Annotated in this window: 10 protein-coding genes; 4 read left to right on the top strand and 6 right to left on the bottom strand. The window is 47.9% G+C overall.

All coding sequences use genetic code 11. From position 1 onward, the window contains the following. Nucleotides 1–33 precede the first annotated feature (33 nt). The 3 genes from JT717_RS24545 to guaA form a co-directional block, all read right to left on the bottom strand. Nucleotides 34–1,110 carry a ligase-associated DNA damage response exonuclease gene (locus tag JT717_RS24545; RefSeq protein WP_205513690.1) on the bottom strand — a complete coding sequence of 359 codons (1,077 nt, stop codon included), beginning with the start codon at nt 1,108–1,110 and terminating at the stop codon, nt 34–36. A 132-nt stretch (nt 1,111–1,242) separates the two neighbouring features. Beyond that, nucleotides 1,243–2,367 carry a type 1 periplasmic-binding domain-containing protein gene (locus JT717_RS24540; protein ID WP_205513689.1) on the bottom strand — a complete coding sequence of 375 codons (1,125 nt, stop codon included), beginning with the start codon at nt 2,365–2,367 and terminating at the stop codon, nt 1,243–1,245. Between the two features lie 254 nt (nt 2,368–2,621). Next, on the bottom strand, nt 2,622–4,250 hold the full coding sequence (guaA, locus tag JT717_RS24535; RefSeq protein ID WP_255553035.1) for a glutamine-hydrolyzing GMP synthase: 1,629 nt from the start codon (nt 4,248–4,250) through the stop codon (nt 2,622–2,624). Between the two features lie 346 nt (nt 4,251–4,596). On the opposite strand from guaA, the gene JT717_RS24530 reads away from it, so the two are divergent. Together JT717_RS24530 and JT717_RS24525 are read left to right on the top strand one after the other, a co-directional pair. Continuing rightward, nucleotides 4,597–5,316, top strand: coding sequence for a head GIN domain-containing protein (locus tag JT717_RS24530; RefSeq protein ID WP_205513688.1), 720 nt, complete (start codon nt 4,597–4,599; stop codon nt 5,314–5,316). Nucleotides 5,317–5,357: 41 nt separating this feature from the next. Continuing rightward, entirely contained in the window at nt 5,358–6,077 is a 720-nt protein-coding gene (locus tag JT717_RS24525; RefSeq protein ID WP_205513687.1) for a head GIN domain-containing protein, read from the top strand. A gap of 86 nt (nt 6,078–6,163) precedes the next feature. On the opposite strand, the gene pbpC is transcribed toward JT717_RS24525, so the two are convergent. Then, entirely contained in the window at nt 6,164–8,503 is a 2,340-nt protein-coding gene (gene pbpC, locus JT717_RS24520) for a penicillin-binding protein 1C (RefSeq protein WP_240348401.1), read from the bottom strand. Between the two features lie 310 nt (nt 8,504–8,813). Here pbpC and JT717_RS24515 point away from each other — a divergent pair, with 310 nt between their 5' ends. Both JT717_RS24515 and JT717_RS24510 read left to right on the top strand, forming a co-directional pair. After that, nucleotides 8,814–14,231: an alpha-2-macroglobulin family protein gene (locus tag JT717_RS24515; protein WP_205513685.1), complete on the top strand. Its 5,418-nt coding sequence runs from the start codon at nt 8,814–8,816 to the stop codon at nt 14,229–14,231. Nucleotides 14,232–14,372: 141 nt separating this feature from the next. Next, nucleotides 14,373–16,091: an ABC transporter ATP-binding protein gene (locus tag JT717_RS24510; protein ID WP_205513684.1), complete on the top strand. Its 1,719-nt coding sequence runs from the start codon at nt 14,373–14,375 to the stop codon at nt 16,089–16,091. Nucleotides 16,092–16,193: 102 nt separating this feature from the next. Here the strand turns inward: JT717_RS24510 and JT717_RS24505 are convergent, their stop codons facing one another. Then, on the bottom strand, nt 16,194–16,736 hold the full coding sequence (locus tag JT717_RS24505; protein WP_205513683.1) for a DUF1415 domain-containing protein: 543 nt from the start codon (nt 16,734–16,736) through the stop codon (nt 16,194–16,196). Between the two features lie 80 nt (nt 16,737–16,816). Continuing rightward, nucleotides 16,817–20,710 (bottom strand): TraB/GumN family protein, encoded by a 3,894-nt coding sequence (locus JT717_RS24500; RefSeq protein WP_205513682.1) that lies wholly within the window; start codon nt 20,708–20,710, stop codon nt 16,817–16,819. Nucleotides 20,711–20,811: the final 101 nt, after the last annotated feature.

Here is a 20,811-nt window from a genome sequence, read left to right as displayed (position 1 = left end):
TTTTTGTATATAGATAAATGGTATAGAGTTCATTTACAAAGGAGCAAATTCATCCTCTCCGCCAGCTGGCGGAGGCGGGGGTGAGTTCCCTTCTTCGTCCCCCTTCAGGGGGTCGGCGGGTGCACCTTCCTCTTCTTCGCCAAATTCCGTTTTCACTTCTGCAGCAGATATGCCTATCTCAATCAGATATCGGCTGAAAGCTGATTGAAACCCATGGGTAATATACACTTTCTGTGCCCCGGTTGCTTTTACAGATTGCAGGAGACCGTTCCAGTCGGCATGATCGCTTAATGCAAAACCGGCATCTGCATTGCGGCGGCGCTGGTGGCCGCGCACCTGCATCCAGCCACTGCATATGCCGGTGCTCGCCGATGGAAATCGCCGCATCCATAAGCTGCCGTCTGCAGAAGGTGGCGCCAGTACTACATGACCCCGATAGCTTTCTTTGGGAATCTCGGGCGTAACACGTTGTATCGCCGGTAATTTCCAGCCGGCCTGTAACAGCGTTTCGTGTACATTCCAGATAGCGCCATGGGCGTAAATAGTACCGGTAACTTCGCCTAAAGCTTTTAACAATCGCTGTGCTTTGCCGAGGCTATACCCGATCAGGACAGAGGTTTTGCCGGCTACCTGGTTATTGCGGATCCAGTTTTGTATCTCTTGAAACAGCTCGTCCTGTGGCTTCCAGTTATAGATAGGTAAGCCGAAAGTGGATTCTGAAATAAATGTATGGCAGGGGATAGGTTCAAAGATGCCGCTAATGCCATCGGCTTCGGTTTTATAGTCACCGCTCACCACCCATACTTCTCCTTTGTATTCCACCCGCACCTGTGATGAACCGATGATATGCCCCGCCGGATGCAGAGAAACAGTGACTTCATTCATGGTTATTTTTTCATTCCATGCTACCGGCTGGTAGTGGTTGGGCCCCAGGCGCAGTTGTAATAATGGCAACGTATCGTGATGGCATAAATAGGCCTGGCTGCCGGCGCGCGCATGATCGCTATGGGCATGGGTGATCACCGCTTTATCAACCGGTTGCCAGGGGTCAATGTAGAACTGTCCCGCCTCACAATAGAGGCCTTTATCTGTAAAAGATATTAGTGGCATTAGAATGCATTTGGTGGCCGGTTACCGGTTTCCAGTTACCGGGAACACATCTATTCCTTAAGCAAAAAAGCCGTGCCACGGTTTTATCCATGATACGGCTTTCCCCGGTACCCGGGAACTGGCAACTGGTAACTAATAAACTGTCTTCACCACACCATCTACCTTCTTCACAAAGTAGAGTTTTTTGTTCTCGAAATAATCGAGGGTCATGGTGGTTTTATTGATAACAGGCTGAATATCGAATTCGCCAAAGAGCATGTATTTTTTATCGCTCAGGCTGGAACCTATATTACTGCCATAGAGTTTCAATAAATGCGCAAAGTGATAGATTGTTTCAAAGCCACGGAAAACCATATCCGATGGGCGGGAATAAAATGTATTCTTGAAGTTTTCGTATACTGATGATGCGAGTTTGTTGGTGGGCGCTACGTAGAACGGTGTGCTGTAGATCACTTCCAGGTTCTTGAACTGCGATCTTTCAAAATCTATTCCGTCCCAGGTAGGCATACCAATGACCACATTGGGCGTGCCGGCTGTACTGGAGAGGGCCAGTTGCTGGCAAAGATTTCTGCCAAAGGATTCGTCAAGGCTGCCCGCCAGGCAGATATTGGCTTTTTCCTCGTCGAGATACAGCTTTAGTTTGTCTGCGGTGAAATTGTCATCTAACGTAACGTATTTAAGCTTCAGCTTTACAGCGGTTGTTTTTTCAAAGTCTGTAAAGTAATTGCGGATGCGGTCTTCCTGTACGCCTTTCTTTCTGAAGACGATGATATCCTGTAAAGAATAATTCTTTTGCAGGAAGCGGTAAATGCCTGTGCAATGTGTTGCCAGGGTTGAATTCAGAATAACGTAATGGGGATTATTGGTAATGCCTGCATCGCTTGGTGAAGTTGCATTGATAAAAGGAATATCCAATGCAGCGGCAACACCCGCCAATTTTACGATCTCATTGGCATTAACCTGGCCAATGATGAGGTCTGTGCCCTTAAATGCTTCGCTGTTCAGGATGGAGTCCAGCTGCTGGGCCGGCGCTTTGATGTCATATACATGAACTTCCAGTTGAACACCTTCTTTTTGTAAGGAATCGATGGCCAGTTCGGCGCCTTCCCAGAATTCCAATCCGGCGCTGGATTGTTTAGGAAAGGTTTTATTATCGTACCGGTAATTGCCGGCCATATCGAAAGCGGAATCAAGATACAATGGAGTGAAGATCGCGATCTGCTGACGGCTGGAATCTGTTAACACAGTGGCCGGCATTGTTTGTGCCGGTTGTGTTGGCTGAGCCGGTTGTACTGTTGGTGTTGTTTGAGCTGCTACGGGTGCTACCCAGGCCAGGACAAGGCATGAAAGTACTGATATGAACCATTTTTTCATCATAGGGAATGCTTTATATACTAACTGTTGAGTTGTCATTATAATACGCACGCCTCGCGAATTTCAATGTTACCGGTTACCAGTTGCCGGGAAAACCGGTAACTGGTAACCGGCGACCGGTAACAACTAAAAGACGCCTACTCCCATTCTATAGTTGCAGGTGGTTTACTGCTGATATCGTAGACCACCCGGTTGATACCTCTAACGTTATTAATGATATCAGTCGAAATATGTGCCAAAAATTCATAAGGCAGGTGCGCCCAGTCGGCGGTCATGCCATCTACAGAGGTTACAGCACGTAAAGCTACAGTGTATTCATAGGTTCTTTCGTCGCCCATAACGCCTACGCTCTTAACGGGCAGTAAGATAGCGCCTGCCTGCCAGACCTGGTCGTAGAGCTTATGCTCTTTCAAACCCTGAACGTAACGGTGGTCGGCTTCCTGCAGTAATTGTACTTTTTCAGGGGTGATCTCGCCCAGGATGCGGATTGCCAGGCCCGGACCGGGGAAAGGATGGCGGTGCAGGAGGTCAGCAGGTATACCCAGTTCATGTCCTACCCGGCGCACCTCATCTTTGAACAGGAAACGCAGGGGTTCTACCAGTTCGAGGTGCATGATATCGGGCAAACCACCTACGTTGTGGTGCGATTTGATGGTGACTGAAGGGCCATGCACGGAAACGCTTTCAATTACATCAGGGTAAATGGTTCCCTGGCCCAGCAGTTCAACGCCTTCGAAGGCTTTGGCTTCCTGCTGAAAGACCTCAATGAAGAGGCGGCCGATGGTCTTGCGTTTGGCTTCGGGGTCGGTCTTGCCTTTCAGCTCGTCGTAAAAAAGTTGTTTGGCATTTACGCCTTTTACGTTCAGACCAATGGTCTTATAGGTGTCAAGCACCTGTTCAAACTCGTTTTTGCGCAGCACGCCATTGTCAACAAAAATGCCGTACAGATTATTACCGATGGCCCGGTGGATCAATGTTGCAGCGACGGTTGAATCTACGCCACCGCTCAGGGCCATGATCACTTTGCGGTTGCCGATCTGTTTTTTGAGATCGTTTACCGTATCGGTGATAAAGTGGGCGGGGGTCCAGCTTTGCTGGCAGCCGCAAATATTTACGAGAAAGTTCTTAATGATCTTTTTTCCTTCCACGGAGTGATATACCTCGGGGTGGAACTGAACACAGTAGAGGGGATTGGCTTCGCCGTTTTTTTTGAACGCCGCAAAGGGAATGCTGTCGGTGGTAGCAAGTACATTGAACCCTTCGGGCATTTGCAGTACCGAATCGCTATGGCTCATCCAAACCTGCGACTGGTCCATCACATCTTTCAATAATACATCGTCGGTCTGCTTGTGCATGAGGGCGCGGCCGTATTCACGTTTGTTACTTTTGGCTACTTGTCCGCCAAACTGTTTGGCAGTTAGCTGGGCGCCATAGCAAACGCCCAGTAAGGGCAGTTGCTGGTGCAGTGCTTTTACATCTACTTCCGGGGCTTTGGGATCGTTCACGGAAAAAGGTGAACCCGAGAGGATTATACCTTTCAGCGAAGGATCAAATTCAACTTTTTTGTGATAGGGAATAATTTCGCAATAAACGTTGGCCTCCCGGACGGCCCTGGCAATCAATTGAGTGTACTGACTGCCGAAATCGAGAATAAGAATCTTTTCCGTCATGGTGGTGCGAAGGTAAGAAAAAGCACCCGCAAAGGCAACGAGCCAGAAAGAGGGTTTCAGGTCACAAGTTGCAGGTTCCAGGGTTTTGCGGATCAAACGTGGCTATGGAAAGATCTCTGGTTCCCATACCCTGTAACCCGAAACCGGGAACCTGGAGCCGGCGACCAGTACCCGGTAACCGGCAACTGGTAACTGGCCTCCGGTAACTGGTAACCGGCAACCGGCAACTGGTAACTGGCGTCCGGTAACTGGTAACCGGTAACCGGCAACTGGTAACCGGTAACTGGTAACCGGCAACTGGTAACCGGTAAACCGGTAACCCGGTCAAATTATAGTAATCCACTATTTGTCAAGGGCTTACTGTAACATTTTAGCGCATTCAGCGTCAAATGCTGGAAAAACCGGTTATATTGTAAAACGTAATCAAACTAAACCTCTAATTATGAAGCATTGGGCCGTCTTGCTCTTTTTAACAACCGCACTGGCAGCTGGTTGCCGCTATACCGGGAAAAGAATTAAGGGAAATGGCGAAGTAACTACCGAAACCAGGAATCTCAGCAGCTTTTCCGGGGTGGCATCGTATGGTTTCTTTGACGTATATGTGGCTGTCGGCAGCCCAGCCTCGGTAAAGATCGAAGCAGAAAGTAATCTCCTGCCTTATATCGAGACCTTCGTAGAAGACGGCACCTTAAAAGTACGTACCCGCAAAAGCATCTGGCTGCGCACCCGCGAGACCATTAAAGTATTTGTTACAGCTCCCAGTTATAATAAAATATATTCCATCGGTTCAGGTGATATCATCGGGCAAACGCCGATCACCGATCCTGCCAAAATGAGCTTAAAAGTGCAGGGCAACGGAAATATCAAACTGGATGTGGATGCGCCTGAGATCAAAGCCGAATTAACCGGTAATGGCGGCATTCAGTTAAAGGGACAGTCCAGGCGCTTTGACTGTAAACTGCAGGGTAATGGTAATTTAAAAGCTTTTGATCTGATGACGGAAGAAACCAAAGTGAATATTCTCGGTAATGCCGACGCTGAAGTGTTTGCGAGTGTAAAACTCGATGTTTCGGTGGGTGGTAATGGCAATGTTCGATATAAAGGCAATGCACAGCCTTCTACCCATATTACCGGTAATGGCAGTATTACCCAGGTGAAATAGTTATACAAACCATTTATTCTAACCATTTAACCAGCCTTAGTATGAAAAAAAGAATCTTTTATTTGTTGTTCTGCATAGCAGCATTCCAGTCCTGCATGTGGGATGGCGACCGCATCGAGGGGAATGGCAATATAACCACAGTGAACAAATCACTGGGCGATTTCACCGGTGTTGAACTGCATGGCAATTATGACGTGTACCTTACGGAGGGTAGTCCGGCCGCCGTAAAAATAGAAGCGGATGAGAACTTACAACAGCATATACAATTGCGGGTAGTAAACGGAACATTGAAGCTGGAAACAACGGATGATGTACGGTTAAAGTCAGAGAAAGGGATCAAGATCTACATCACTTCGCCCCAATACAACAAGATCGAGGTGAGCAGTGCGGGCGCGGTTACCTCACAATCAAAGATCAGTGCTGATGGGCCAATGAGAATAGCCTGCTCCGGCGCTGGTGCGCTGAAACTGGACGTAGATGCTCCTGAGATCACTACCAGTATTTCGGGCGCCGGAAATATCGACCTGAGCGGTGAAACGAAAAAATTCAACGGAGATGTGAGTGGCTTAGGTAATATAAGCGCCCTTAACTTACTCACAGAAGAAGCCGATCTCACGATCTCAGGTACCGGTAGTATAGAAATATACGCCAGTGTAAAGCTGACGGCCAATATTTCAGGCGCCGGAAACGTAAAATATAAAGGAGATGCGCAGGTAAGCCGCAATGTTACGGGGGCCGGGAATATAGAGAAAGTTCAATAAGTTGTTCAGTTATTAAGTCATTAAGTTATTCAGTTCTATAAGAACGTTAACCTATGAACTTATGAATTGAATAACTTAATAACTGCTTATAAATCCACATACTTCACTCTTATCCAGATATCCCTGTTTCTTCCCTTATCGTCCGTACAGGAGATTTTAACGGGACCTTCCTCCGGTATAAAGAACTGGCGGTTAAACGCATCGCCGGCTTTATAGAACTGGTTATTGATATACCAGAACACTTTATGTACATCGTTGCCCACATTACAGGATAACTGTAAAGGTTCAGGATGTTTCTTGCTGATAAAATATTCTGAGCCATTGCGGGGCGAGGTGATGGCTGGTCCACCTTCTTTGAATACCCGCTCACAGGCGGGGTTATGCGGCGGCATTTTTTCATATACCAGGTGCCGTTCTTCGTAATAGCGTTGCATGTCGGGCGATACCACCCGGAACAGCTTTTTCTTATAGCCATCTGCCGGCTGGCAGGTCTTACAATATGAGATCTTATTGTCGCCCGAGATAGCCACTTCCTGTATATTATCGCAAAGCTGACTGGTAGAAATAAGCGGAATGAAATAATCGGTCACCGTATGCTTACAATTGGCGCCGGGTGGTAAACCGGTTTCAGAACATACCATCCTTATATCACAGTCTTGCGGTTGGGTGAACCATTGTTCATCACTGTCATAATCGATCGTATTGAATATTTTGAAGAGCAGGGGCGTGGCAATATTGGCGCCGCTTAGTTCCGGAATACCCAGGGCCGAGAAATTGCCGGTCCAGACACCTACGGTATATTTTCTGTTATACCCAATACTCCAGGCATCGCGGCGGCCATAGGAAGTGCCGGTCTTCCAGGCGATCTTGGGCATGTGCTCGGTGCTTTGCCAGTTGAGCGGGAAATCGGGCCGGTTCACTTTCGATAAGATCTCATTGATCATAAAGGTGGCGGCGGCACTTAAGATCTTTTCGCCCTGGCCTGGCGCTTCGAATGCTTCCTGGGTATATTTCGGCGGAATATAACGGCCATTGTTGGCAAACAGCGAATACATGCCGGTTAATTCTTCGAGGCTGGCGCCGCAACCGCCCAGGATCATGGAAAGCCCCAGCTTGCTCTGGTCTTTTTTGATCTGTTGGAACTGACAGGCCGCCAGTTTATCGATGAACGGATCTTTGCCCAGCCATTGCAATCCTTTTACCGCCGGAATATTCAGGGAATGCTCGAGCGCATACTCCATGGTTACATACCCGTTGAACTGTTTGTCGTAATTCTCCGGCGCATAACCGTTATAATTTACGGCCACGTCGGTGATAATGGCTTTGGGTGTCATTAAACCCTGATCAATGCAAAGGCCGTATAACAGCGGCTTTAAGGTGCTGCCCGGCTGGCGAATGGCTTTGGCGCCGTTCACCTGCCCCGCATCGATGGTGTCTTTGAAATTGGCGGAACCTACATAGGTGATCACTTTATGTGTTTGGTTATCGATAATGATCACGGCTGCATTGCGGATATTTTTTAACGTGAGAATGCGGGCATAATCGGCCACCAGTTTTTCCGTTTTTAACTGGGTATTCAGTTCAATATTGGTTCTGATGATATCGCCGCCCTGTTGTTTCAGTTTCCAGGCAAAATGCGGCATTAACTGCGGAACGGTTCCGCGGGTAGCAGTTAATGGCTCACTAAGGGCATCGGTGATCTCTTTTTGGGTGAACACCTTTTCCCTGGCAAAATATTGCAGCCAGCGGTTGCGTTCCTGCACAATGCGGTCGTTGTGTTTTCCCATCACCAGAGAAGAAGGCCGGTTGGGGATAATGGATAGGGCTGTTATCTCGGCCAGGGATAAGTGATCGGGATTCTTTTTAAAGTACAGGATCGATGCCGATTTTACCCCTTCAATATTACCGCCATAGGGCACCAGGTTCAGGTAGAGCTGCAGGATCTCGTTCTTGCTGTACTTCCATTCAAGTTGCAGTGCCCGGAACATTTCGATCATCTTATTGAAATAGGTCCTGCTTTTGGGTTCCAGGGCGCGGGCTACCTGCATGGTAATGGTGGAAGCGCCGGAGGTTCGTTTCCAGCGGAAAATGTTTTTTACAAATGCGCGGCTGATGGCCAGGGCATTAACACCGGGATGCGAATAAAAATATTTATCTTCTTTTTCAATAATGGTTTTGCGCAGGAGCGGTGAAATTTCATCGAGCTCGGTCTTCATGCGCCATTTTTCATCTTTTGTGAGAAAAGCATGTACCACTTCGCCTTTGCTATCGGTAATGATGGTGGAGTATTCTACTTTATCGGGAAGCGGAAATACCCAGTTAAGGGAGAAAAATAAAATGGCAAACACACAAGCGGCAAGGAAAATCCTTTGGAGCCATCTGTAGCCAATGCGGGCGTAACGATGTCGTGGCTGCCACCTTAGCATGTGGTTAAAAAATTGTTTTATGATTTTTCCGGCTGGGGTTTTCATGTGTGTTATATCACCAAGGTCAGGCACTTTAATAACAAATTAACAGGCTGGGTGAATAAATTGATTGTACCTTTCTGTTACAAATCAATGCTATGGCTTTGTCAAGCCTTCCTCCTTAGTTTCCTTGCTAATTTCCGGTTTATTTTCAACCAACAAAAGAACGCTATAATATTTATATTCCTTTTTGTATTTTAACGCCCGCAACCCTGCCTGGATTGTCCTTCGGAACGGGTGGGCCCTAACTTCTCTAATACTTTAACCCTATATGCGTAAGCCACTGATCGCGCTGGTTACAATCGGCGTATTTGTAGTGAGTATCATAGCCGCCTGTAACCGAAGCGCTGTTTCCCTGAGTTATACCAATGCCAAAGGGGAAGTGCAATCCCTCGGTAACCTGGTGTTCCGTTTTGATAAATCCCTTGTTCCTGATTCGCTTCTAAATAACTGGGATTCTACTGAGTATATTTCCTTCGAACCAAAAATTGCCGGCCGGTTCCGCTGGGAACATCCAGATGAACTGGTTTTCTCGCCGGCACAACCTTTCTCGCCGGCTACTACCTATCAGGCCACCTTGCGTGGCGACCTGCTCGATCATAGCAAATACGGCAAGCTCGACAAAAGCGAGGAGATCAAATTCTATACACCTTACCTGCAACTGGATAATACCAACGTGACCTGGATGCTGGCCGACCAGCATTCAACAACGGCTTATCCGCAGATGGACCTGTATTTTAACTATGCAATCAGTCCGGCTACCATTAAAGACAAGATGAAACTGGAGCTCGGTGGCAAAGCCCTTAACTACACCATTATCACAGAAGGTACCGACAGCCGGGTCTCCCTGCGCATTGCCGGACTGAAACTGGAAGATAAAGACCTGGAGGCTAAGCTGAGTTTCGACAAAGGCCTGGTGCCTGATGGTGGGGTGAATGGAACCAGGGAAGCGATCGAGAATAAAGTCTTTATTCCTTCTCCGTATAATCTAACGATCAATGATGTAACTGCCGAACATGATGGCTTGACCGGAAAAGTGTTTGTTCGCACGAGCCAACAGGTGCTCATGGAAAATATTTCTTCCCTGATCCGTTTTAACCCGGCGGTAAAATTCAGTGTTGAACAAACCGAAGATGGCTTTTCGGTAAGCAGTGAGAATTTTGACGCCGATAAAAGTTATGTTTTCACCATCGCCAAAGGACTGCGCGGCCGTATTGGTGGTGTACTGCGGGAGCAATATGATAACAATGTCGCTTTTGGCGAATTAGAACCTTCTTTACGTTTTGGCAATAGCAAGGCTGTGTACCTGAGCGCTCTCGGTAACCAGCATATTGAAGTGCGCATCACCAATATACCGAAGGTAAAAGTGATCGTTTCCAAAATTTATGAAAGCAATCTGCTGGCGGCACAACGGTATGGGTACAGCCCAAAAGATGCAAGAGGAGAAAGCAGCGGAGAAGAAGACTACTATGAAGGAGATTATTACGACAACAGTGATGTTTCTTTCGGCGATGTGATCTACGAACAGGAGATCGATACCCGCTCATTGCCCAGATATGGCAGCAGCCGCTTATTCAGTTTTAATGTAGAAGACCGCCTGCCCGATTTCAAAGGCATCTATCATATCAAAATGCGCTCGGCCACGGATTACTGGATCAGCGACAGCCGGTTCATTTCCAAATCAGATCTCGGGTTGATCGCCCGGGAAGGAAAAGATAAACTCTTTGTATTTGCCAACTCCATCAAAACGGCGCAGCCGGTGAACGGTATGAATGTAGTGGTGTATGGTAATAATAACCAGGTGTTGGGAAGCGGCGCTACCAATGCAGATGGTGTGGCCGAAGTGGCGTTCTCGCGCAAGGAATTCGCCGGCTTTAAACCAGCCATGATCATTGCCAAAACAGCCAATGATTTTAACTACCTGCCTTTCAGCAGTACCAGGGTAAATACCTCCCGCTTTGAGGTAGGTGGTAAACGCAGCAACAGTACCGGACTCGACGCATTTATTTATGCGGAACGCGATATTTACCGGCCGGGCGAAAAAGTGAATTTTGCCGTTCTGCTGCGCGACCGCCAGTGGAAGTCGCCGGGTGAACTGCCGGTAAAAATGAAGTTCCTGCTGCCCAATGGTAAAGAGTTAAAAAGTTTCCGCAAAACACTGAATGCGCAGGGCGCTACCGATGGCGATGTAGATATTGCTGAATCGGCTATAACGGGTAGTTATACACTTGAAGTGTATACATCCAACGACGTGCTGCTGGCCAGTAAGAATTTCAGTATTGAAGAGTTTGTGCCGGATCGTATTAAGGTAACGGCGAAACTGGATAAAAATGCCCTGGAGCCCGGGCAAACCGCTGTCTTTTCTATCAATGCTGTTAACTTTTTTGGACCACCGGCGGCCAACCGGAATTATGAGACCGAGATCCAGACGAGTGCCGCTTATTTCAGTCCGAAAAAATACAGCAAGTTTGACTTTAGTATAGAAAACCAGGGTATGTCTTTCGACAAAGCTGTGAACGAAGGCAGTACAGATGAAAATGGAAATGCGAAACAAAGCTTTGAAGTGCCTGCCTTGTTTGCTAACAAGGGCTTATTGAAAACCACCTTCTATGCAACGGTCTTTGATGAAACAGGCCGCCCGGTGAGCCGCAGCGCTACTGCCAATATCTATACGCAAAAAGTGTTCTTTGGCGTAGGCAGCGATGGTTATTGGTATTATCCGTTGAACCAGCAGGTGAAGTTCCCGATCATTGCGTTGAATAAAGACGAGCAGGTGTTAACCGGAGCCCGCGCTGAAGTAAAGGTGATCAAACATGAATACCGTACGGTACTTTCCAAAAGCGGCGATTATTTCAGGTATGAATCGCAAAAAGATGATAAGATAGTGGCTGAGCAAACGATTACCGTAAGTGGTGAAACGGCCTCTTATGCTTTTGTACCCCGTTCGCCTGGCCAGTATGAACTGCGCGTGGCGACCCCCGGATCCAGCAGTTATGTAAGCAAGAGCTTCTATAGTTATGGCTTCTGGGGCGGTGAAAACACATCATTTGAAGTAAATACCGAAGGAAATATCGATATAGAAGCAGACAAATCTTCTTACCAGGCCGGTGATAACGCCAAACTCCTGTTCAAGACGCCATTCAGCGGCCGGATGCTGGTTACGATGGAAACGGATAAAGTCGTTTCTTACCAGTATGTAAATGTAGAGAACCGCACTGCTTCCGTTGATCTGAAAGTTTCGGCAGAACATTTACCGAATGTGTATGTTACAGCAACGCTCATTAAACCGCACGAGGTAAGTGAAATACCATTGACAGTAGCGCATGGTTATAAAAGTTTGAAGGTGGAAGAAAAAAGCCGCAAGATAAATGTAGAGATCGTTGCGCAAAAGTCGGTTCGCTCCCGTACGCACCAAAAGGTGACGGTGAAAGCTGCCGCCAACAGTTTTATAACACTGGCCGCCGTTGATAATGGCGTTTTGCAGATAACGGATTTCAAAACACCGGATCCCTACAATCATTTCTATGCGCCAAAAGCGCTGGAAGTAAACGGTTATGACCTTTATCCGCTCCTGTTCCCCGAACTGAAAGCAACGCTAAGCAGTACGGGGGGTGATGGTGACCTGGAAATGAACAAGCGTACCAATCCCATGCCAGCTAAACGTTTTAAGATCGTTTCATACTGGAGCGGTTCTACTAAAACCGGTATGAGTGGTGAGGCGGAGTTTGAATTCGATATTCCGCAGTTCAGCGGTGAAGTAAGATTGATGGCTGTCGCTTATAAAGATGAAAGCTTTGGCAGTGGCGAAGCGGCCATGACAGTAGCTGATCCGCTGGTCTTAAGTACGGCTTTGCCGCGTTTCTTAAGTCCGGGCGATACGGTGACCGTGCCCGTTACGATCACCAATACCACTAAAAACGCCGCATCGGCCACTGCTACCCTGCATGTGAGTGGTCCGTTAAATTTACTGGGCGATAAACAGCAATCCCTGTCCGTCAGCGGCAATAGCGAAGGCCAGGCTGTTTTCCAGTTGGTGGCGTCGCCTGCCGTAAGCGCCGGAAAAGTTAAAGTGGAAGTGCAGGGCATGGGTGAAAAGTTCACAGACGAAACAGAGATCAGCATAAGACCAGCTTCGCCTTTACAGGTGGTAACCGGCAGTGGATCCTTCACTGGCGGCAATGGGCAACGCATCAATATTACGCTGAATGATTTTTTGCCAAACAGCACCGATTACCAACTGGTGGTAAGCCGTAATCCGGCGCTGGAACTGGGCAAGCAGTTGCGCTACCTGGTTGAATATCCGTATGGCTGCACCGAGCAAACCGTTTCTATTGCCTTCCCGCAATTGTATTTCGGCGACCTGGCCGATCAGCTGCATAGCAATAAAGAGAACAAATCATCTGCCAACTGGAATGTGCTGGAAGCTATCCGTAAGATCAAATTGCGCCAGCTGTATAATGGCGCCATTACCTTATGGGATGGTGAGGGCTCTGAAGACTGGTGGGCGACGGTGTATGCAGGTCATTTCCTGCTGGAAGCCCAGAAAGCGGGTTTTGAAGTAGATAAGAATGTCTTAAATGGTATTCTCAACTACATGAACAACCGGTTGAAGAATAAAGAGACCATTTTATACTATTACAATCAATCGCAAAAGAAGAAAATAGCGCCTAAGGAAGTTGCGTATAGCTTATATGTGCTGGCGCTGGCCGGTAAACCCAATGTGAGCGCCATGAACTATTACAAGGCCAATCCCATGCTGCTGAGCCTTGATAGCAAATACCTGCTGAGCGTAGCCTATGCAGTGGCTGGCGATAAAGCGAAGTTTAAAGAGTTGCTGCCCGCTTCATTTAGTGGAGAAGTATCGGTTGCACAAACCGGTGGCAGCTATTACTCCGAGATCCGCGATGAGGCCATTTCCCTGAATGCTTTGCTGGATGCCGATCCGTCAAATGCGCAAATACCGGTGATGGCAAAACATGTGGCTGATAAATTGAAACAGCGGAGCTGGTACAGTACGCAGGAGTGTTCATTCAGTTTTCTATCATTGGGCAAAATGGCCCGGGCAGCGAACAAGGCAACGGTTACTGCCGATGTAAAAGTGAATGGTAAAACGGTGGGCAGTGTAGCCGGCAGTCCCTTAAAGTTAACGGCCAAACAATTGGGCGGTACGAATATTGAGTTAAGTTCAAAAGGGGAAGGCCGCCTGTATTATTACTGGCAAAGTGAAGGCATCAGCACCAGTGGTAACTATAAGGAAGAAGACAATTTCATCAAGGTGCGCCGCCGCTTCTTTGACCGCTATGGCCGTTCTGTTGATGGCAATAGCTTTATGCAAAATGACCTCATAGTCGTTCAGATCACACTTGAAAAGGCCTACAGCGGTGATGTTGATAATGTGGCGATCTCGGACATTCTGCCGGCCGGCTTTGAGATCGAGAACCCACGTACCAAAGAGATCCCGGGGATGGAATGGATCAAGGATGCTTCAACGCCTACTGCGCTCGATGTGCGGGATGATCGCATTAATTTGTTCGATGATCTGAGAAGCAGCCGCAAAGTGTATTATTATGCGGTGCGCGCTGTGTCGCCCGGAAACTATAAAATGGGCCCTGTAAGCGCTGAAGCCATGTATAATGGCGAATACCATTCTTACAATGGCGGCGGAGTGATCAGGGTGAACAGGAAGTAGGAACTGAGAAATTCAGAGATTTCGGGATTTAGAGATTTTGAGATTTATCGGAAAGTTCAAACTTTAGCAAATCACAAAATCTCTAAATCTCAAAATCAGAAATTGATTTTTCCGATATTTGTTCATACCCATTCCACAACAATGCCAGCGCCTTTACTTCAAATAAATAACCTGCAGGTTGATTTTGTTACTGAGATCGGGACCACGACGGCTGTAAAGGAGGTGTCGTTTAGCGTTGCCCGTGGCGAGATCGTCGCCATCGTAGGCGAGTCGGGCTCGGGTAAATCGGTCACTTCATTGTCGATTTTGCAGTTATTGCCCAAGCCACCGGCGCGGTATACCAATGGGGAGATCCTGTTTTCGGCCGATGGCAATAATACCGTGAACTTATTAACGCAAACCCCGCAGCAGCTGCAGGAGCTTCGTGGCAACCAGATCGCGATGATCTTCCAGGAGCCCATGAGCTCCCTGAACCCGGTATTCACCTGCGGTCACCAGGTACAGGAAGCCTTGCGCCAGCATTTGAAGATCAGTAAACAGGAAGCAAAGCAAAAAACGATCGACCTGTTCAGGCAGGTGCGATTGCCCAATCCGGAACAATTATTCAGGCGCTATCCGCATCAGTTGAGTGGTGGACAAAAACAGCGCGTAATGATCGCGATGGCGATGAGTTGTGAACCGGCTTTACTGATCTGTGACGAGCCAACCACCGCATTGGATGTTACGGTGCAAAAGACCATTCTGCAACTGATCAGGGAATTGCAGCAAAGCCGCCAGATGGGCGTCATCTTTATTACCCATGACCTGGGTGTAGTGGCGGAAGTGGCTGACCGGGCCATTGTTATGTACCGCGGTGAAATCGTGGAGGCGGGCACGGTACGAAAGATCTTCAATAATCCGCAGCATCCTTATACGAAAGGGTTACTGGCCTGCAGGCCGGTGTTGCATCCTAAAGGAGAGCGCCTGCCCATCGTAAGCGATTTCCTGGAACAAAACCGTCCGTTTGACCTAAACCGTTATACACCGGCTGCGCAGCCTGTTGCGAAAACGCAGGAACCGCTGCCCGCAAAGCGGCCCTTTATCCAGGTTAACCAGCTGAATGTATGGTTCCCCGCTAAGAAGAACCTGTTGGGCAAGCCAGTAGAATATGTAAAGGCGGTTGATAATATCGGCTTTGAGATCTATAAGGGAGAAACCCTGGGACTGGTCGGTGAATCGGGCTGTGGGAAAACAACCCTTGGCAGAACCTTACTGGGTTTGATACCGCCAACCTCCGGTTCGGTGTTGTATGATGGTACCGACCTGTCGGCCATCGATGCCCAAACCATGAAGCAAATGCGCAAGGATATCCAGATCATTTTTCAGGATCCCTATTCTTCGCTCAATCCAAGGCTGACCATTGGGGCTGCTATTGCAGAACCGCTCAAGGTGCACCATATTATTTCCACCAGCCAGGGAAGAAAGGACCGCGTTGTTGAACTACTGGAAAAAGTAAATCTGAAACCGGAACATTTTAACCGGTATCCGCACGAGTTTTCGGGTGGCCAACGTCAACGGATCGTCATTGCGCGGGCATTGGCGCTGAACCCGGAGTTCATCGTTTGTGATGAATCGGTGTCGGCCCTGGATGTAAGCGTGCAGGCGCAGGTGTTAAACCTCCTGAACGACCTGAAAGCCGAAATGGGGTTTACCATTGTTTTTATTTCACACGATCTGTCGGTCGTACGATATATCAGTGACCGTATAATGGTGATGAACAAAGGAAGGATCGAGGAGATCGGGGATGCTGAGCAGGTGTATTTTCATCCGCAGAAAGAATATACCAGGCAGTTAATTGCGTCTATTCCAAAAGGATTGTAGGGTTTATGGTTTTTTGTTTATGGTTCTTTTGCCGGGCATTCCTATTGTTAGAATTCCTCGTTTTGAGCCAACTAAAAACCATAAACCATAAACCATAAACTATTAAAAGCAGCTATCTCTGAGCATCTGCATATACACTTCACCTTTTTCCCTTGCAAATTGAATGTTTCTTTCCGGAATAGCTTCGGCATTGCCATAAAATTTTATCGCTTTCCTGATCTCGTCTTCGCGTAGTAAATGCAGCATGGGATATATCGACCGGTTGGTATAATTGGCCGGGTCATCGGGAGCGCTGTTCTCGAACCGGTATAAGGGATGAAAGGTAGCCAGCTGATAAATGCCTTCATATTTCTTTTGGATCAAGAGCTTTTCGGCAAATGCAACCAATTGCAGGTATTCTTCAAATTCGGCGAAAGCGTTGGGAAAAATAAGCAGGGTAGTGGCAATTGACCTGTCCCTGTCGAGCCGTTTACATTCCTGCAGTATAAGATCCCGGGCATCTGTTCGTTTGCTGTTGAATGCTACCTGGTAATGGATGGTGTTATTTTTAAATTCCCGGTTGGCGAAGGGACAGAAGTTTAATCCTATCACTACTTTTTGTATCCATTGTTTTGTTTGGGTAATTACCGTTTGTTCATCTGCCATTCCGTAAAGTTAGGCAAGGTGTGCCACACTTTCAACGTGTGGCACCCTGTATCAACTTGTTAACGTATCAACTTTTTCAACTAATCCCGGTACCGCTGGCTCTTCACCATTTCCGACAAATAATTGCGGTATAAACTATAGGAGCGCGCATCATAAAATACAGAGGCGCTGCTGCGGCGGGCATACAACATTTCCTTCAGCATTTTTTGTAATTGTTCTTTTACCGGTTTGTCATTCGCCAGTTTCCGCTCCTCTTCTACAGCGGTAAAGTCGTCATTCTTCAGATCTATCACCTCTGCTTTTTCCGGTATCAGTCCTGCCGATGCTACCTGCCAGGTGATGTCATCGCGCATGCGTTTGTATTTGAAGAAATATACATAGCCTTTTTTGTTTTCGTAGGCTACCGGCAGTTTGTCGAGAAAGATCAGGGTGTCGATCTTGTCGTAATTGCTAAGGGATTGCACGATCAAACTTCTTGCTATGTCGAGCTGGGTCTTGTATTGTTTAGGAAATTTGTCGGTCTTTTTCATTGTTTCCAGGTCCATATACAGCTCACTGCGGTATTCATCGAGCTGTGCATACTTCAGGAACAGGGAGTCGGGCACTTTATAATTGTTGCGCAGCAGAAGAATGAAGGTATTGTATAGCAAACGGCGGTCCTGGGTCGATTGCAGTTGTTCGAAGAAGCTTGGTACACCGGGATTCTTAGTATAAAATGGTAACAACAGGGTGGCATACCGGTCCAGCTCAGCATTGCCGGCATCCGAAGGACGGTCTTCCTCTTCATCGCTGGCATAGAATGAAACGGAGGGCCCGGCTTCTTTACGGGCGGCTTTTTCCATATTGGCCTTGTTCTCTTTGGCCAGCTGTTTTTTCAGCAATTGTTTCGCCTCCAGGTAGATCTTTGGGAAACTGCTTTCATAATCTGCTGCTTTCAGATACCCGCTGTCTACCATGGTTACCAGTAAATTCATAATGTCATTACGGTAGTCGTCGATATTCATCAGTTGCAGGATGTCGGGGAAGATATGCTTTGTGAGCGCGAGCGTATCGAATAAGGGCGACCAGCGGCCATAGTACATATTCTTTCGGCCAGTCTTTCCGGCGACGGTATGATCTGCATAGCCGGAAGGCAGCCTGTAGGGCCGCGCATACGAGTAATCTTCGTCCATGATCGGCGGTTCCTGCAGCACCAGGTCTTTAAACGCCAGGAAGGCTGCTTTCGTCCGTTGGTGCAGCAATGCATTTAAGATAGCATTCTGCCAGTCGGCCGTATCTTTTACTTTCCAGTATAATTGCTGCAGGTAAGGGGCAATGGTGCTGTCATTCAATTTGCCCAGGCTTTCGATGAAATGTCTTTTCAACAGCAGGTAATCTTTCATTGACCAGTTAAGGGAATCAATGGCTTTCTTCAGCAGCGGAACATCCTGTGCGTCGTAGGCGACCTGGTACAGCGATTTGCGGGCTTTTTTCACCACCAGGGAATCTTTGCTGAAGAGATCGTTCATGAACCGGCTGGTTTTTTTAACAAACAGCGATTCACCTTTCAGCGTATCTGCCGGTTTAAAGCTGGCAAAGAAACTGGAGAGTAAAGCGCTTTTATGGCTGAAGGTATCGGTTAAGGTAGAGATACTGAAAAAATGTCCCTTATTGTAAAACAGCTTGGCGATGATCAGCCGGCTGCTGTTGGTATCTGTCAACTGCAGGTCGCGGCAGCGCATGCCGTTGGGCAGGGTGTATTCCTTGTTTTGTTTAATGATAAAGGTGCTGTCGGCAAACCAGGTGTTCACGGTGGCGTTCTTCCAGAGTGTGGTGCTGTCTTTTTTATAACTGTATGGCGGCACTTTGTAATGCATCACCAGGATCTTTTCGCCAATGGTGTCGTTGCCGATCAGCCTGGTGCCAAAAGGGGGCAAATGATCATCGTCTTTATCGTCATCTACGATACCGTTCGAAAGTTGTATCCAGTCTTCCATTCCGACCGTTTCATTTTTTTTGCCAGCTTCTGTATATACCGGGGAGGTGACGCTGATCTTCAGGGTGGTATCAGTATGTTCATTCGCTGCCGGGTAAAACCAGGGCGTAATGGAAAAAGATTGCAGGAAGCGCTGGATGCCGGGATGGTCGTCTTTGTAACTGGCAACAATGGCGTAGTACACGGGTCCTTTGATCACATATTTTACGCTGCTGAAGCTGCCGTCCTTATGTTTGAATTTGCTTTCGAGGCCGGGATAACCGTTGACCGTCACAAAGCGGCGGCTAAGCTGTTTATCAATAAAGTCGCTATAACCATAACTTTCATCCATGAGGTTCAACTCAAAGCTGTCTTCTTCAATAAAGGAATAATTGTGCAGGTTGGCTTTCATGATCAGGTAACTGTCGCCGGTAGCTGCATCGCGGGCAGCATATTCCATTCTGTCGGTACCAAAACCATTGTCCTTTAACAGGGCAGGGGCGTGGGGCAGTTGAACGCTGAATCCGCCGGTAGGCGGCTGCCAGGTGAGCCAGTTGGCGGCGGGATATTCCTTCAGGCGAATGGACCCGAAGAATTCCTGCGCTTCATTGCCTGTACTGATGTATTCGCCATTGCCGCTCATTTTAAACAGGATGACCTCGAAGGGCGTAACAAAGATCTGGTAATGCTGGTGATCGCCGCGGCGGGTGCGGTTAATGATGTCGAGCCCTTTGTACCCGTTCCTGGTGATCGATGTTTTCTTCAGGATCTTGCCGGGAATATTTTCATATAAGAGGCTGTCGATCTTTTTGAACACCTGGTCACTGCTATGACCCCAGGCGAGACTGTTCGTTTTTATGCGGGTGACCATATAATAAGCGCCATTCACCATGTCGGCGTATTGCACCACATCCATCCCGTTCCAGTCGGTAAAGCGGTAGAACTTTTTGCCGGGTATCGATACGGTATAAAAGCCATCGTCGCAGGTTTGGGTAGTGAATGGATGATTGATCCTGATCCTGTCTACGGTTTCTTTTTGATGGCTGTTGCGGCTGTCCATGCGGATCGGGCGCATGGTATAGCCTTTTTGGCGCAATAGTTCAATTACGCCGCGTTTGCCGGGTAAATGCGCAGCGCCCACGCCTACAAAAAGCGACATTTTTTTAATAATGGAGTCGATGGAATTCGCCTGGATCTCATTGCGTTTATAGAGGAACTTTTCCTGGAAGGCATCGGAGAAAACAGTGAGGCTTTCGAGGGAATCGAGCAGGTCGAGATCGCCTTTGCGGTAGGCATCCTCCACTTTTTTGGGATTGGTCATCATGCCTTCATAATCGTAGCTTCTTTTTTTCTTGTTCTGGTCGCGTAGCATGGCCTTGTAGGCTTCCATGACCAGCTTTTCACTTTCCTGGAAATTCTCTACTCCACTCACCCGTTTACCCAGTTTCTTGCCGGTCTGGAAAATATACATGTCGAGGAAAGTGTCTTCTTCAAAATCGTCTGACTGCCGTCCGTAGGTGCGGTATAACATCCCATTGATCATGGAAGGTTCTACCGCCAGCGCTGCCTTGATGGCTTCTTCGTACCGGTCGATAGCGAAGGTGGTAATGCGCATGTGGTCTGATGGCCATTCCCAGCGGTTTGAATACAGGTTCATTAATCCGGCGTTGCTGCGGCGGCCGCGGAAGAAAACAGACTGGCTGTAATCATCCTGCCAGCTTTCGGGATTTGTTTCCAGGGCTACTACGTCGGCGCTTTTGATGGCGGTGTAAAAGGAATCGCCCAGGTGAAAAGCCAGTTTATCACTGACGTGCATGGTACCGAAGAGGTAGGATGGCTTTTTGAGGCCATTGCCACTGATCTCCCACAATAAGCTCGGGTATTTTTTGGAGGCAGGTTTGGGAACTATGGAGGCAGGATGTGGCGGAGCCGGTTTCGGTTTGTTGCCCGACTGTTGCGCCATCGATGGCATAACGATCGCCAGCAGCAGAACAGGCAGCAAGAGGATACATTTTCTCATACTTGTTCAATAATTAGTGACCGGTGATCTTCTCAGGTCTGTTGTTTTAAGGCGCAATAAGGAAGTTGTCTGCAGGCACTGATCCCTCTTTATAAATTTCG

The organism is Longitalea arenae (assembly GCF_016924755.1).
In the GTDB taxonomy this organism is placed as follows: Bacteria; Bacteroidota; Bacteroidia; order Chitinophagales; family Chitinophagaceae; genus Niastella; species Niastella arenae.
The sequence above is the reverse complement of the archived record's forward strand: the minus strand, read 5'-3'. Positions and strand labels throughout refer to the sequence as shown.

Coding starts and splice junctions, on each gene's coding strand:
- JT717_RS24545 (WP_205513690.1), bottom strand. CDS start 1,110: ATGCCACTAATATCTTTTACAGATAAAGGCCTCTATTGTGAGGCGGGA.
- JT717_RS24540 (WP_205513689.1), bottom strand. CDS start 2,367: ATGCCGGCCACTGTGTTAACAGATTCCAGCCGTCAGCAGATCGCGATC.
- JT717_RS24530 (WP_205513688.1), top strand. CDS start 4,597: ATGAAGCATTGGGCCGTCTTGCTCTTTTTAACAACCGCACTGGCAGCT.
- JT717_RS24525 (WP_205513687.1), top strand. CDS start 5,358: ATGAAAAAAAGAATCTTTTATTTGTTGTTCTGCATAGCAGCATTCCAG.
- pbpC (WP_240348401.1), bottom strand. CDS start 8,503: ATGCTAAGGTGGCAGCCACGACATCGTTACGCCCGCATTGGCTACAGA.
- JT717_RS24515 (WP_205513685.1), top strand. CDS start 8,814: ATGCGTAAGCCACTGATCGCGCTGGTTACAATCGGCGTATTTGTAGTG.
- JT717_RS24510 (WP_205513684.1), top strand. CDS start 14,373: ATGCCAGCGCCTTTACTTCAAATAAATAACCTGCAGGTTGATTTTGTT.
- JT717_RS24505 (WP_205513683.1), bottom strand. CDS start 16,736: ATGGCAGATGAACAAACGGTAATTACCCAAACAAAACAATGGATACAA.
- JT717_RS24500 (WP_205513682.1), bottom strand. CDS start 20,710: ATGAGAAAATGTATCCTCTTGCTGCCTGTTCTGCTGCTGGCGATCGTT.